This is a genomic window from Pseudomonas sp. LBUM1660 (genome assembly GCF_059695935.1).
Genome location: NZ_CP166795.1, coordinates 1,378,626 through 1,392,365 on the forward strand (window position 1 = coordinate 1,378,626; position 13,740 = coordinate 1,392,365).

The 13,740-nt window shown below is 54.7% G+C and carries 12 protein-coding genes and 2 pseudogenes; 11 read left to right on the plus strand and 3 right to left on the minus strand.

Features of this window, described 5'->3' with window-relative positions:
• Positions 1-5: 5 nt before the first annotated feature.
• From ACA068_RS06380 to ACA068_RS06390, 3 genes are all read left to right on the plus strand, one after another.
• The gene (locus tag ACA068_RS06380) at positions 6-866 is read left to right on the plus strand and encodes a phage tail protein (RefSeq protein ID WP_497308486.1); all 861 of its coding nucleotides are present in this window, start codon (positions 6-8) and stop codon (positions 864-866) included.
• Entirely contained in the window at positions 841-1,047 is a 207-nt protein-coding gene (locus ACA068_RS06385; RefSeq protein WP_497308488.1) for a tail protein X, read from the plus strand. Before ACA068_RS06380 ends, ACA068_RS06385 begins: the two co-directional genes overlap by 26 nt.
• Before the next feature lie 81 nt (positions 1,048-1,128).
• The gene (locus tag ACA068_RS06390) at positions 1,129-2,178 is read left to right on the plus strand and encodes a phage late control D family protein (RefSeq protein WP_497308490.1); all 1,050 of its coding nucleotides are present in this window, start codon (positions 1,129-1,131) and stop codon (positions 2,176-2,178) included.
• A 319-nt stretch (positions 2,179-2,497) separates the two neighbouring features.
• On the opposite strand, the gene ACA068_RS06395 is transcribed toward ACA068_RS06390, so the two are convergent.
• Positions 2,498-3,028: an addiction module antidote protein gene (locus ACA068_RS06395; protein ID WP_497308492.1), complete on the minus strand. Its 531-nt coding sequence runs from the start codon at positions 3,026-3,028 to the stop codon at positions 2,498-2,500.
• Between the two features lie 39 nt (positions 3,029-3,067).
• Between ACA068_RS06395 and ACA068_RS06400 the strand changes: the two genes are divergently transcribed.
• The 8 genes and pseudogenes from ACA068_RS06400 (at position 3,068) to ACA068_RS06435 (ending at position 11,275) form a co-directional block, all read left to right on the plus strand.
• Positions 3,068-3,631, plus strand: a complete 564-nt coding sequence (locus ACA068_RS06400; protein ID WP_497308494.1) for a glycoside hydrolase family 19 protein — start codon at positions 3,068-3,070, stop codon at positions 3,629-3,631.
• 370 nt (positions 3,632-4,001) lie between these two features.
• Positions 4,002-4,181: a lysozyme family protein gene (locus ACA068_RS06405; protein ID WP_497308496.1), complete on the plus strand. Its 180-nt coding sequence runs from the start codon at positions 4,002-4,004 to the stop codon at positions 4,179-4,181.
• 10 nt (positions 4,182-4,191) lie between these two features.
• The gene (locus tag ACA068_RS06410; protein WP_497308498.1) at positions 4,192-4,662 is read left to right on the plus strand and encodes a DUF1353 domain-containing protein; all 471 of its coding nucleotides are present in this window, start codon (positions 4,192-4,194) and stop codon (positions 4,660-4,662) included.
• Positions 4,663-5,129: 467 nt separating this feature from the next.
• Positions 5,130-5,564 carry a hypothetical protein gene (locus ACA068_RS06415; RefSeq protein ID WP_497308500.1) on the plus strand — a complete coding sequence of 145 codons (435 nt, stop codon included), beginning with the start codon at positions 5,130-5,132 and terminating at the stop codon, positions 5,562-5,564.
• Between the two features lie 241 nt (positions 5,565-5,805).
• A complete protein-coding gene (locus tag ACA068_RS06420) occupies positions 5,806-7,845 on the plus strand; it encodes an endo-beta-N-acetylglucosaminidase (RefSeq protein WP_497308501.1) in 2,040 nt (679 codons plus the stop codon).
• 98 nt (positions 7,846-7,943) lie between these two features.
• Positions 7,944-8,303: pseudogene (locus tag ACA068_RS06425) on the plus strand (transposase); the annotation flags it as partial.
• A pseudogene (locus tag ACA068_RS06430) lies at positions 8,303-8,494 on the plus strand (DUF1348 family protein); the annotation flags it as partial. The pseudogenes ACA068_RS06425 and ACA068_RS06430, both read left to right, overlap by 1 nt.
• A gap of 1,146 nt (positions 8,495-9,640) precedes the next feature.
• Entirely contained in the window at positions 9,641-11,275 is a 1,635-nt protein-coding gene (locus ACA068_RS06435) for a Na+/H+ antiporter (protein WP_497308503.1), read from the plus strand.
• Positions 11,276-11,609: 334 nt separating this feature from the next.
• On the opposite strand, the gene ACA068_RS06440 is transcribed toward ACA068_RS06435, so the two are convergent.
• Together ACA068_RS06440 and dapC are read right to left on the minus strand one after the other, a co-directional pair.
• Positions 11,610-12,041 (minus strand): zinc metalloprotease, encoded by a 432-nt coding sequence (locus ACA068_RS06440; protein WP_497308505.1) that lies wholly within the window; start codon positions 12,039-12,041, stop codon positions 11,610-11,612.
• Between the two features lie 381 nt (positions 12,042-12,422).
• Positions 12,423-13,622, minus strand: coding sequence for a succinyldiaminopimelate transaminase (dapC, locus tag ACA068_RS06445; protein ID WP_497308507.1), 1,200 nt, complete (start codon positions 13,620-13,622; stop codon positions 12,423-12,425).
• Positions 13,623-13,740: the final 118 nt, after the last annotated feature.

Here is a 13,740-nt window from a genome sequence, read left to right on the forward strand (position 1 = left end):
GGCGTATGTCTGATCAGGAAAAGACTTCATTGCAGCGGTTACAGTCGGGGCTGAAGTTTCTGGCCTCGGCCGGGGAAACCGGGCGGCGCAGCCTGGACGGCATGTTGGGGCCGGTGAATGGCGCGATCGGGGAAATCACCGGCGCGGCGTCCGAGCTGGAGGGCTTGCCCTTTGTCGGGCCGGCGGTCGGGGCCAAGCTTCAGCGCGTCATGCGCGGGGTGAATGCGGCTCAGGCCAAGGTCGGGCAAGTGGTGGCCATGTACGGCACGGCCACCCGGGCGCTGTCGCAAATTGACGAACGCCTGGGCGTGCTGAAGGAACAGGCGGGCAAGGCGGCGACGGCGATCAACAAGATTGCCGGCAAGGTCAGTCCGTCACTGGCCAACATCGTGCCCACGGGGGCCTTTGCCACGGATCAGACGCCGGCGCCGGAGGCGGTGAAGCCGTTTCCGCACCTGCTGATCATCCAGCCTGAAGACCCCAAGGCGCAGCCGTATTTCTTCAACCTCGACACGGCGGCCTTTGACGAGTTGCGGCGCTCGACCGAATTCCGTTGGGCCTCTCAGGAACGCCTGTCGCGTCGACCGGCGCAGCAAGGCGTGGGCATGGGTGACGAAAAGATCACGCTCAAGGGCGCGATTTTTCCCGGCTTCAAGGGCGGACTAAAGCAACTCGACACGCTGCGCGCACTCGGCGCCCAGCTTAAGCCGCTGACGCTGACCACGGGTTATGGCGACGTGCTGGGCACCTGGTGCCTGAAAAGCGTCGACGAAGAACAAAGCTCGCTGATGCAGGGCGGCATCCCGCGTAAACAAGGGTTCACTCTGGAGTTTGTGCGCTATGGCGACGACATGCAGAACGTCTGACGGGGATCTGCTGGACACCATCTGCCATAACTTCTATGGCCACCTCAACGGCAGCGTGGAGGCGGTCCTTGATGTCAATCAGGGGTTGGCTGATGAGCCCCAGCCGTACCGCGCAGGTGTGCTGATCATACTGCCGGATCTGGCGGCGCCCGCTCAAGAACAAATCACGCTGTGGGATTGATGGACTACACTCGTGTCGTTAATCGCTTCAATCCTTACTTTTTTGCCCGCCTTGTGCGGGTTTTTTTTTGGGAAAAATTCGATGACACCCCAATTTCGTATCGTGGCCGATGGCGCCGATATCACCGGACTGATCAACGATCGGCTGATCCAGCTCAGCACCACAGACAAACCGGGTATGGATTCGGACACGTTTGAGTTGCGCATAGATGACCGCGATGGGCTGGTGACACTGCCCCGGCGCGGCATCGGAATCGAGGTGTACCTGGGCTATGCCGAGACAGGTTTGGCCCGCATGGGTCGTTACGTGGTCGATGAGGTCACGGTGTCCGGTCCGCCGGATACGATCGTGATCAAGGGCAAGGCCAGCGACATGCGCGGCAGCGGCAAGACCGTGCGTAGCGGGAGCTGGGAGGACGTGCCGCTGTCGACGATCGTCGGTGATGTCGCCACGCGTAACGGTTGGGCGCCGGGGTGTCCAGTGTCGACCAAGGTCGCCCGGGCCGATCAGCTCGGCGAGTCTGACTTCAATTTCATCACGCGCCTGGCTAAGCAATACGACTGCACGGCCAAGGTCGCGGACGGCAAATTGTTGGTCATGCCGCGCCAAGGTGGGCAGACGGCCAGCGGTAAGGCGTTTGGCGCGATCATCCTGACGCGCAGTGATGTCAGTCGCTGGCAATTCACCCTCGGCGATCGCAACACGCACAAGACTGTTGGGGCTAAGCACCAAGACCCGAAAACCGGAAAGCTGGTGGTCGTGTCGCTGGACAATGACGACCTGCCGGATGGGCTGCCGGCGGTGCATACCGATCGCCATATCTACCCCAACAAAACCGCCGCCGAATCGGCTGCCAAGGCGCGTTTGGCTGCGTTCAACCGATCGAGCGCCGGGGTGCGCTTTGAGATGCCTGGGCGCACGGACATGTTTGCCGAACGCCCGATCATTGCTCAGGGCTTCAAGGTCGGCCTCGATGGCGAGTACCTAGCGGACTCGGTCGAGCAGGTGTACACCCAAGCCGGCTGGTCGACCACCGTCGAGTGCAATGGCGGCAAGCATGGCAAGGCGAAAGCCAAGGGCAAGAAACCGAAAAAAGCCGCGAAGCCACTCAAGGTGGAGGTCCTCACCTAATGGAAGAACGGCCATTCACCCTCGGCCGGGACGATGATCTTCATGAGAACACCCACAAAAAAATGCGGAGTAGCGATTCGCCACCCCGCGTTACCGGTTTTCTTTGAAGGGGAAGAGATGATCCAGTTCTTATTTACGCTCCAACGGTTTCGCTGCCGGCCTTGTGCGTGATCTACGAGTCATTGAGTTCAGCAAGTCCAGGGCACTCCCGACATCGAACCACGTTACTTCCGACAGCGCGTCATTTTGTGCAGCGTGATTCGGTGTGTCTGGGGCTAACACACTCCGTTTTTTCGGTTGTTCATCCTCTGGAGGGGCGTTACTGGCACTCATTGTTTGGAGCCTCTAGTGTGGAAATTGGTTCAAGGCGTAGCTTGAAGCCCAGCGCACGGGTTACTTTGAGGATGTCTGAAAAGCTCGGGTCCGCATCAATGGAGAGCAGCCGATAGAGTGTTGTACGTCTAATACCCGTCTCACGTGAAAGTTCGGTAAACCCTTTGAGTTTAGCAATGTGCCGCAGCGCTCCAGGCAACAGCCCCGGATCACTTTCCCGAAAGCAACTTTCCAGATGAAGCGCGAGTTTCCTATCCGCAATGGGGTTAACGACTTGAACCTGTCCACTGATTTTAGTTTGCAGCATGACGACCTCCGCTGGAGATGCGCGTCCGCATTTCTGCTCGGCAAAATGGCTGTCTTTGGCCTGAGTCAGGGAGAAAGCGCATAAATATAATCTAGTCCGTTGGTCGGGAACTTTCCAATTAAATGGAACAGTTACCACCGGTGGCAGTACTGCGGTGCCATCCACCACGAAGCATCCCGCGCTGTCCGTTTGGCTGTCGGTGCGGGCCATTCCTCAGATTGTTGTTTCTATTTTTCCTCTGGAGTCTGTATGGCTATAAGTGAGCAACAGTTGCAACGCCTCATGCACAACGCCCGCCACCAAGCGGGCGTTTTTGTATCCGTCTTAAATGCCGCCATGACGCACCGGCAAATTAATACGCCGAAACGACAGGCCGCGTTCTTGGCTCAGGTGGGCCACGAGTCGGGCCAGCTGCAGTACGTGCGTGAGCTGGGCGGGGAGCAGTACCTGAGCAAATACGACATCGGTAATTTGGCGGTGAAGCTGGGCAATACCCCAGAACTGGACGGTGACGGCCAGCGCTATCGCGGTCGCGGCCTGATCCAGGTGACCGGCCGCAATAACTACCTGCGCTGCAGCTTGGCACTGTTTGGTGACGAGCGTCTGCTGCGCACGCCAGAGCTGCTCGAGCTGCCGCAATGGGCCGCCGAGTCGGCCGCGTGGTTTTGGTGGGTGCGCGAGCTGAACGCTTTAGCCGATCGGGATGAGTTCGAAGCGATCACGCGCAAGATCAATGGCGGCCTCAATGGCCTGGCAGATCGACTGCAGCTGTGGGAGCGGGCGAGGGCAGTGTTATGCGTCTCGTCGAGCTGATCCCGCAAAGTTAAAAAGAGCGACCGGAAAGGATGCGTCAACATCCCAGCGAGCGGCTTGCTTCCATATAACGGTAGCCTTGGTCGAGCATCAGACTCACAGCTTCACATTTGAATAGGATCGAAAAGGAGCGATGATTTCTTGCCATCAGGCACCTCGGTATTGTGACCGGCATCGACAGGAATCGGAGGTGTTCAAGGGTTTCACCAATCCCCCCTTCGTCCGAGGCCAATCGTCCAAGACTATCAACACGGGTGGATTGACCTCAAGCGCCTCTGGCCGCTATCAGCAGATGCTCAAGGACTGACCGCATTACCGGACGCTGTTCAAGCTGGCGGATTTCTGTCCAATCAGTCAGGATCGGTTGGCTTTGCAGCACCTGCGCGAATGCCGGGCACTGCCCGACGTACATGCGGGGCGCATTGAAACGGCGATCAACAAGTGCCGGAGCATCTGGGCCAGCCTGCCCGGGGCCGGTTATGGCCAGCATGAGCAGCGCCTGGAGGATTTGCTCAAACAGTTTCGCCTTGCGGGCGGAACATTTTCGTGAGGAGAGGCTAATGCAGTCATTCACCGCCCCGTTGGATATACGCTACGACACGGCAGCCAGTCAGGTGCTGGGGGCCGATCACTGGCGCGTGATCACGCCCTATCGCTATTACCTGGGCAGCCAGTACAGCGAGCAGTGGGTCACGGTCCCGACGGGGTATCTGACCGACGGGGCCAGCGTGCCGCAGCTGCTGTGGAATTTGATTCCGCCCTGGGGCAGTTACGGCCAGGCCGCTGTGGTGCACGACCTGCTTTGTGAGTACTTGACGATCGTGGTCGCGGGCGAGCTGGTGAGCATCACGCGTGAGCGCTGCGATGAGATTTTTGATGAGTCGATGGGTGTGCTGGGGGTGCCGGCCTGGAAGCGCTGGATCATTTACCAGGGCGTCCGTGTGTTTCGCAAGCTGGCGGGCAAAGACAAGCCTTCCAGCCGCCCGCTGAAGCGAGAGCTTGAAGCCGCCTGGCAGCCGCTGCTGACGTGAGTTCAATTAGTACCGAAGTGGAAAAAGAGCGACCGGTTGGGATGCTTCAATATCCAGCCGGCCACCGTCCAAGGAGATGGGCAGAGGAACGTTTGGGTTCAACTCAGTACTTTCAGTATCGGCAGTCGCCGAAGTCAAGCAGAAATACATGGTTATTTCAGACTGTCTTTAAGTGCGAATAATAAGAGCATATTTTTTATTGGCTATATAGAGTGTCTCTTGTGGCGAGACTGGAACGGCACGCAAATGACCATTGCCGCTGACGGTAACGTCGCTTGTCTTTCGAGTGATGGAAGAAATTGCGCATGGGGACGGTCCTCGTTAAGTGCTTCCGAAACAATAACCCCTCTGGTTTGCGGTGCTATGCATAACACCATCTATGGAACAAGCGGCTATGATTCTAATCATTGGTGTTCGAAAGTTTATGCGCAATTTTACGCCAGATGGAACGATGGAACGATGGAACGATGGAACGATGGAACGATGGAACGATGGAACGATGGAACGATGGAACGATGGAACGATGGAACGATGGAACGATGGAACGATGGAACGATGGCATGATTGCCGATTTAGATGTTCTCTACTTTGTTTCGCCAGCTGGAGATATCATGTGTTTCTCTAGTAATGGTGAAACATGCGATTGGGGAAGTCGTAATCCAACAAACTCTCAGAAGTCTACGGTTCAGCCGTTGGTATGTGGCAAAATGCATCAAGCGCTTTATGGTCAAACTGGTTATACCGGTGATCACTGGTGCAAAAAGCTTCGTGATAAAGTTGCCTATAAGTTCCCAATCGCCTCGTCAAGCTATACAGAGAGTCATAGGGTAACTCAAGGCGCGTATGCAGGAATAATAATTAAAGATGTCTATCTGCCAGTGCCTGAAGAAATTCAAAGATAAGTGCAAAAATTATCATCAATAATCGGAGTGCTATAAATTGCCTTGTTGGTAACGCGGATTTTCCAGCAAGCGTACAATATAACGAACTCCAAATACTCTGCCTAATCCCAGATATTGAGAAAAATGTGTTGTACGGTAAAATGCTCATTGAGTATACGCCAGGTCAGCAATTTTTTGGCTACAGAGGGAATGTACAGCTTGATCCGGTTCACAATTGATTTTTATTACTACGGAGGAAATCATGAAGCTTCTTTGTATAACTATGATGTTTTTGGCATCAGTTGTGCTTCCAGTGTATGGAAGTGAGCCAGAGCCGAATAAAAATTTGACTCAGACAGTAATTCAACTACAAGAAAAGACCACGTTATCGGCGGCAATAATGCCCCCCGAAGTGGCTGGGGGAGGTATTCCGATACGTATTCTTGGAAGCTCTAGGCCAGAGGAAATATGTATTACACAAAATCCATACTCTTCCGCCGTTCGGACCACTGGCAATTTTAGCGGAGGGCATACTGCAAAAAATGTACTTCGATATATTGCTGTCGGGAGTCAATACACGATTTATGTAGGATGCCAACCAAGAGAAGAGTTGTGCTCTGTTGATGCATCCAGGGCGCAAGGTACCCTTACTGCAGGGATGACTCCGGTCGCTATTACATGCGTGCCAAAAGATGAAATAACAGGCGCTGTCAATGTTAAGCGTAACCATGTCTGGGCTTTGAATGCAACACATAATCAAAGAGGCTATCCTCTTCTCTCATCTTTAGATTTGAACAGCCCGCTCCCAGCAAGTTACGTTGCGCCTGCACCTGCGTGGACGAAACCTGCTATGACAACAGAGTGGGCCGGAGTTGGCGTCCGACCAGTAACGACCAGAGACTACACCCTGATAGACCGAACCGTTGGTTCTGTAAATCCATATGAATCAGGCGTCGACACGTCAGTATATTTTAGTGGATGGGCCTTTTTCAGGAAGTTCATTGCATTTGGCGGCGCAAGTAGCGAGGGAAGTCATGTCGTGGCCCCTCATCCGGACTGGGTACGAGCGGCGCACTCAAATGGCGTACCTATTTATGGTACGGTTTTTATTGCAAATGACAATAGCTTTACTGACTTGACTGATGCATTAATCGGAACTGATTATAGTTGTTCCTTATTGGATAACGATTGCACGATAAACACCCCCACAATAGACAAGCTTGCAGCATTGGCGAGAACGCTTCATATTGATGGATGGCTTCTGAATATTGAAGCGGGCATTGATGGTACGGCCGATTCAAGCTCAGGTGCCAGAGCCCGTCTTATTCAAAATCTCACCAAGTACAAATTCAAGAAAATTAATGATGTTGGTTTTGAAGTGTATTCAAATATACCAGTTCCCGGTGCATTTTCGGATGACCAAATTACTAACTTAGGTTCATGGGGTGTAGGTGAAAATGGGATGGCTGTCGACGATGCAACAGGTTTTCCGACTGCGGAAGTTGCAAGTCGGTTAAATTTTAGTCGCCCTTATATATTGTACCTCAATGAGCCAGTATTTCGTAATACACCCATTGGGGTGGAACATCCACTTCCATGGAGAGGCGTGTCCGCAAGGCAGGCGGTATGTTCTTACCTTTTGAATGACGGTAGTTCAACATTTATCGGTCACACTGATCTGAAATACCCTTCCAATAAGACGAGGGCGCAAGCTGTATGCGGAGGAGATACTACTGCGCCGACCGTGACAAGGACGTTGGTCGTCAAGGTGCCCCCTGGAGTAAATGTCAATGTTAAAAGAGGTAACTACGACTCTTTGACTGGAACGTTTATTGGAACGACAACACAAGTGCTCTTTTGCAACGGTGTAACCCCACAGGGTTCGTCGGAAATTCTATACTACAGCACATGTTACGTAGAATTGCCCAGTAGTGGCGGTACATATGTGTTTGACTTAGCTGGCGAGAATTGGACGTTTGAGTCATCGTTATATCCATCTGGATTTGGCAAATACAATATTGCCGCTTACCGGATTGCGGCAAGACCGACACTTTGGACTCGCTTTGGTCATGTTGCTACTAATTTTGCGAGGGAGGATTACTATGACGTTTCCACTCAATACTCTCGAACTGCAAATAATGCTACAGACAATTGCTGGTCATACCAGAATGGCTCAAGATGCGCGATCTATGATCCTGGACTTGCCTCAAAATGGACTTCACCATTTTGGGGTTATGGATCGGTTGCCCAGACGCGCAATCTAGGCATATTCATTCCTGCAAAGAATTTGTATAGCGACTAATATAAAATATTTTTCCCTTCGAGGAAGGTCTGAAGTAGTCATGGGGCGGCCGAGGGAACTGAGTGCAACACCTGACCGTTCCGGTTCGGTGTTGCACTATGTCCTATCATGAACTTAGCGTCGAAGAGCGGGTAACCATCCAGCTCGATCACGTCCAAGGCCTCAGCCTGCTCAGATTGGCCTCTTGATCAAGCGCTCGCCCTCAACCATCAGTCGGGAGTTGAGGCGTTATCGGGAGAGTTGCGGCCGTTACTCAGCCCTGATAGTGCAGCGCTACATGAAGGTTCGCCGTCGGCCCTGTCGACCCAAGTGCAAACTGTTGCGAGGCAGTGAGCGCTTTGATTTCGGGACTCATATGTTGCGTTAGAGTTTGTCTCCCGAACAGATTGCCGGCAAGCATGCGCAGCATGAATATTCCCAGTTTGAAAGATGCTTATGTTTGCGGGGAGGCGATCTATGGCACGACGACTCGGGCAACTGGTTCCGGTCGTACGGTAACGAGAATTGGGAGTTTGCTGCGAACGGGCTTATGCAGCGGCGTTTTGCCTGCATTAATGACCTGCAGATTGCTGAGTTCTAGCGTAAGTACCATTGGCCTTTGGGGCGGCGTCCGGACGACCACCCAGGCTTGAGCGTACTAGGGCTTTGATACGCGATAGATGACTCCGCCGGACGGAGACTCACCGCGAGCGTCATGCTGAGTTGTTCCTCATTGCGGTCGATTGTGAGCAGAGCGCGGCTTACATTGTCGGCACGATTGGATAATATGCGGTTCTTAACCCTATTTGTTCTTTCGACAGAATGCAGGAGGTGGGATTTTCAGCGGGGAATTCTTCCCCAAAAACACAACCGTTTAGAGCAATGTTTAATTATTATCAAAATGTCGTAAAGTAATCTATTTTTGTGGCTCATCATTTTGCATCGATGAGTTGTGATCTAGTGTAGGGCTTTCGCCTAACAGGACGCCTTAGATGGATGGGTCAATTCTTGGGGCAATTTCTCGGGGAATGACGGAGTAATGCGGGGAATCCTTTGGGTTTAGCCCTTGAATTCAAAGGCCGGCTCCCCGTCTATCCCCGTGTGACGTCATAATTTAATGTCGCGTCTATCTTTTTCGAGTTTCTTGGTAGAGGGGTTTTTTCGTTCGGCAGGACGCCGTAGGGGTGAAAAAAAGCTGTCTAGTACCACCTAAACCTTAGTCGGTTTCATTGGGCCGAAAGGCACCGATATCGGGTTAGAGTTTTAGACGATTCTCGATGCATACCCTTTGAATACGTGGCCTGTAGCCAATCCCCGGTACTACAACTGTTGCATCAGTGGTGTGTTGGTGGTTTGTCGTTCGGCAGAACGCCGGAGATAGGATTTTCTGCGGGAAATTCTTCCCCAAAACGCAACCGTTTGGACCAATGTTTTTTGAGTTCTAAAGGGGTGCAAAAGTTGCTGGTTTTCGGGGCCGGTTTGTAGCTCAAGGCCTTGATTATAAAGGCCTTGCTTGATTTTTATACGGCATCCCAGGCTTTGATGCCGAAAAGGTGCAACGTTTTGCTTGAAACGGTCAAGGAATTGCCCCCTTTGCAGGTGCTGGAAATAAAAGGTGAAGGATTATGCCATGACCGGACGGTTTCGCGGCGGCCGCGGTCGTTAAGTCATCGCAACCCCTGTGTGAGCCAGTTCTCTCCCACAGGGGTTGTCAGGCAGTTCGCGACGGCGTGCGACATTGGTGCAACGGTCAGCCCGCAGTCTAAGCGGCTAATATGGCACTTCAATGCTGTCGATTGCCTGGGAACCGCGCTTTATGCAAACCGCCTACACCGTCCTGATCCTGCTGATGCTGGTCAGCGTTTCACGCCTGATCGGACGGGTGATCCCGCTGCCGTTGCCCTTGGTGCAAATTGCTGCGGGTGCGGTGCTGGCCTGGCCGACCCTGGGTCTGCATGTGGCGCTGGATCCCGAATTGTTCCTTTTTCTGTTCCTGCCGCCGCTGCTGTTCTCCGACGGCTGGCGTATGCCCAAACGAGAACTGTGGCGCCTGCGCGGGCCGATCCTGACGCTGGCGGTGGGGCTGGTGTTGTTTACGGTGGTCGGCGCCGGCTATTTCATTCATTGGTTGTTGCCGAGCATTCCTTTGCCGGTGGCCTTTGCGCTGGCGGCCGTGCTGTCGCCGACGGATGCCGTAGCGGTCTCGGCGATTTCTCAGAACCGCTTGCCGACGCCGCTGATGCACATGCTGCAAGGCGAGGCGCTGATGAACGATGCCTCGGGCCTGGTGACGTTCAAGTTTGCGTTGGCCGCAGCGGTAACCGGCGTGTTTTCACTGGCCAACGCCAGTGTGACATTCGTGTTGGTGGCGGTCGGCGGCCTGGCCGTTGGCGTGACGCTGAGCTGGCTGGTCGGGCGTTTGAGGTCGTGGATGATCGCTCGTGGCTGGGATGATCCGGCGACCCATGTCGTTTTCATGTTGTTGCTGCCGTTTGCCGCCTACGTGCTGGCCGAGCGTCTTGGCGCCTCGGGCATTCTGTCGGCGGTCGCGGCGGGGATGATGCAGAGCTGGCTCGATCTGCTGCCGCGCCAGACCAGTACCCGGCTGCTCAACCGCAGTGTCTGGTCGTTGCTGGAGTTCGCGTTCAACGGCTTGATCTTCCTCCTGCTGGGCTTGCAGTTGCCGGACATCATCAAGGCCGTGGCCAGCCATGAAACTTCGCTGTGGCCGACCTTGCTTTACCGCTGCCTGGACGTGGTGGCGATTTTTCTGGTGCTGCTGGTGTTGCGCTTTGTCTGGGTGCAGAGCATCTGGCGTTTGTCGGTTCTGCTGCGGCGATTGCGCGGCAAAGGCGAAATGACTCAAGTGCCGACCGCGCGCTCCTGCTGGCTGCTGACGGTCGGCGGCGTGCGCGGGGCCGTGACGCTGGCGGGTGTACTGTCGGTGCCGCTGCTGATGGGCGGCGACGCGTTTCCCGAGCGGGATCTGCTGATCTTCATCTCGGCCGGGGTGATTCTGCTGTCGCTGATTGCCGCGTGTATTGCGCTACCGTTGTTGCTGCGCGGCATTGAGAAAAGTCCCGACGACAAACGCCGCAATGAAGTGCGTGACGCCTGGCGCAAGACGGCCGAAGCGGCGATTCATGCGCTCGAAGCCGAAGAGGCCACTCCCCAGGACGCCGCTCAGTCCGCGTTGGCCGCCGAACTGAAGGCGCGGATCATGTCCGAGTATCGTCATCAACTGGACGTGTTCAATGATTCGGCGGAGGCCCAGGCACTGGCATTTCAGATGGATTTGCTGGAGCGGCGTCTGCGGTTGAAGGCGCTGCGAGCGCAGCGCCTGGAATTGTACAAGCTCAGCCGTCATCACCAGATTGGCGATGACGTGTTGCGAGAAGTGTTGGGGGAACTGGATTTGAGTGAGGCCAACCTGGGTCAAGTGAAGTCATGAGCGAATAGGCGACCTGACGGTTTTCAGCGTGGATAAACCGAGCTAATGAACTTGATATCTTGCTCGGACAGTTGGTTGTTTTGAGGAACTTCGATCTTGTCCCACATGACACTCGCGGGAAAGGCGTAATGCATGATTGATTTCGGGTCATAAGGTGTTTGACGGATCTGGCGGTAATCAAGTTTTTTCAGGACATTCCGGTAAATCTCTTCTTCGGTCCAACCGTGTTTTTTGAATTCGCGATAGAGGGCAGGTAGATTTCAGTCCAGCGGCGCATCGGGATGTTGGTGTTCATGTTCAACCCCAAGGGCATGACCAAACTCATGCATGACTGCTATCGTGAAAAAGGAGACTGGTAGTCGGTGCCCAGCACCATTGTGGGCAGATGCGGGAGAATGTTTTGTGCGTCTGTCCCAATGACAGAGCTGTCTGCACCATCGTTCAGGTGAGACAGTAATATACGTATGTCGCCGTCATACAACTCGTCGTTATCGTCCAGTTCGATGAATTCAAAGTTCAGGTTTACGTGGGGTGCCCATTGTTTGATGGCAGCGACGACGGTCTGAAACATGGCTTCGTCATAGCGTGTGATAGCAATGCGCAGCGTTTGGCCGTTGGTCCAGAATTTGGTAGGCGCCGCGACGCTTCGTGCGAAGGGGGATAGGTAGTTGCCACTGGCCTCGTTATCGGGGGGTTCGGAAGCGTTAATTGTAGAGCCGGCATCGTTGAGGTCGTACATGCGGCAGCAGGGTTTTGGAATGTTCATATGTTATCGCTGCTTGTAAGTGTTTAAATAGTTTTGATTTTTTAAGATGCAGGAAAAGCTACTCGCGTGGCAGTTTCAGGTGTTCCGCATTCGGTAAGTTGTAATCGATATAAAGATAAGTAGCGAATGTTGTGGTGTTTCATTATGTTTGTGGTTTTGGCTCTTTCGCATTGCATTGCGCGCTGCGAATACTAAAAGTCCTCTATTTGGTTGTATATTTAAGAGTGGATAGAGGTGGCTGGGTGGCTTCTTTTATTGTGGGCATGCGAAGGCGCTACTAAAGAGTTAGAAGGGCGCTCAAGTAGTTTGGATGTTTGTAGTGGGTTAAGTTCGGCTTTGCAACAACGCCCCGCGCCATGGGTATGGCGCGGGGGGGCAGTGTTACTTGTTGCGCGTAATAAAGGCGCGAATGCGTTCTGCGGCTTCTATGCATTCTGCCAGTGGCGCAACCAGCGCCAAGCGGACGCGACCTGCACCCGGGTTGAAGCCATCAACCGCACGGGACAAATATGAGCCCGGTACCACGGTCACGTGTTCCTCCACAAACAGATCACGGCAAAACGCCTCGTCATCGCCTTCAACATTCGGCCACAGGTAAAAACCACCATCCGGACGCTGCACGTCCATCACCGGGCTGAGGATTGCCAGCACCGCATCGTACTTCTCCCGGTACAGCGCACGGTTGGCGCGGACATGCACTTCGTCATTCCACGCGGCGACGCTGGCCAGTTGGGTCTGAACCGGCATGGCGCAGCCGTGGTAGGTGCGATAGAGCAGGAAGCCCTTGAGGATGTCGGCGTCACCGGCGACAAAACCTGAACGCAGGCCCGGCAAGTTGGAGCGCTTGGACAGGCTGTGGAACACCACGCAGCGCTTGAAGTCCTTGCGGCCCAGCTCCACGCAAGCACTGAGCAGACCGGCCGGCGGGGTTTGTTCGTCGAAATACAGCTCGCTGTAGCACTCGTCCGCAGCTATCACGAAATCGTATTCGTCAGCCAGGGCGATCAGTTTTTTCAGGGTGTCGACCGGAATCAGCGCGCCGGTCGGATTGCCTGGCGAGCACAGGAACAGGATCTGGCAGCGTTTCCAGATGTCCGGCGAGACAGCGTCGAAATCCGGGTTGAAGCCGTTTTCGTCCAGGCATGGCAGGTAGTGCGGCTTGGCCCCGGCGAGGAACGCCGCGCCTTCGTAGATCTGGTAGAACGGGTTCGGGCTGACCACCAGTGCGTCTTCGCCACGGTTGACCACGGTCTGGGTGAAGGCAAACAGCGCTTCACGAGTGCCGTTGACTGGCAGCACGTTGCGCGCGGGGTCGAGCCAACCGTTCGGGACGCTGAAGCGGCGTTCGCACCAGGCGGCGATGGCTTCGCGCAGGGCAGGGATACCGAGGGTGGTCGGGTACACGGCCATCTGATCCAGATTGCTTGCCAGGGCTTCAGCGACGAAACTTGGCGAACGGTGCTTCGGCTCGCCGATGGACAGCGCGATGGCGCGCTTTTCCGGGTTTGGCGTGACGCTGCCGAGCAGGGCGCGGAGCTTCTCGAACGGGTAGGGCTGCAACTGGTTCAGAGCGTTGTTCATGAGGGGCCTCTTTAAATCTGGGAGCGAGCCTGTGTGGCGAGGGGATTTATCGCCGTTGGGTTGCGGAGCGGCCCTGGCATTTCAAAATTAAACCGCGTTTGCGACTGCTTCGCAGTCG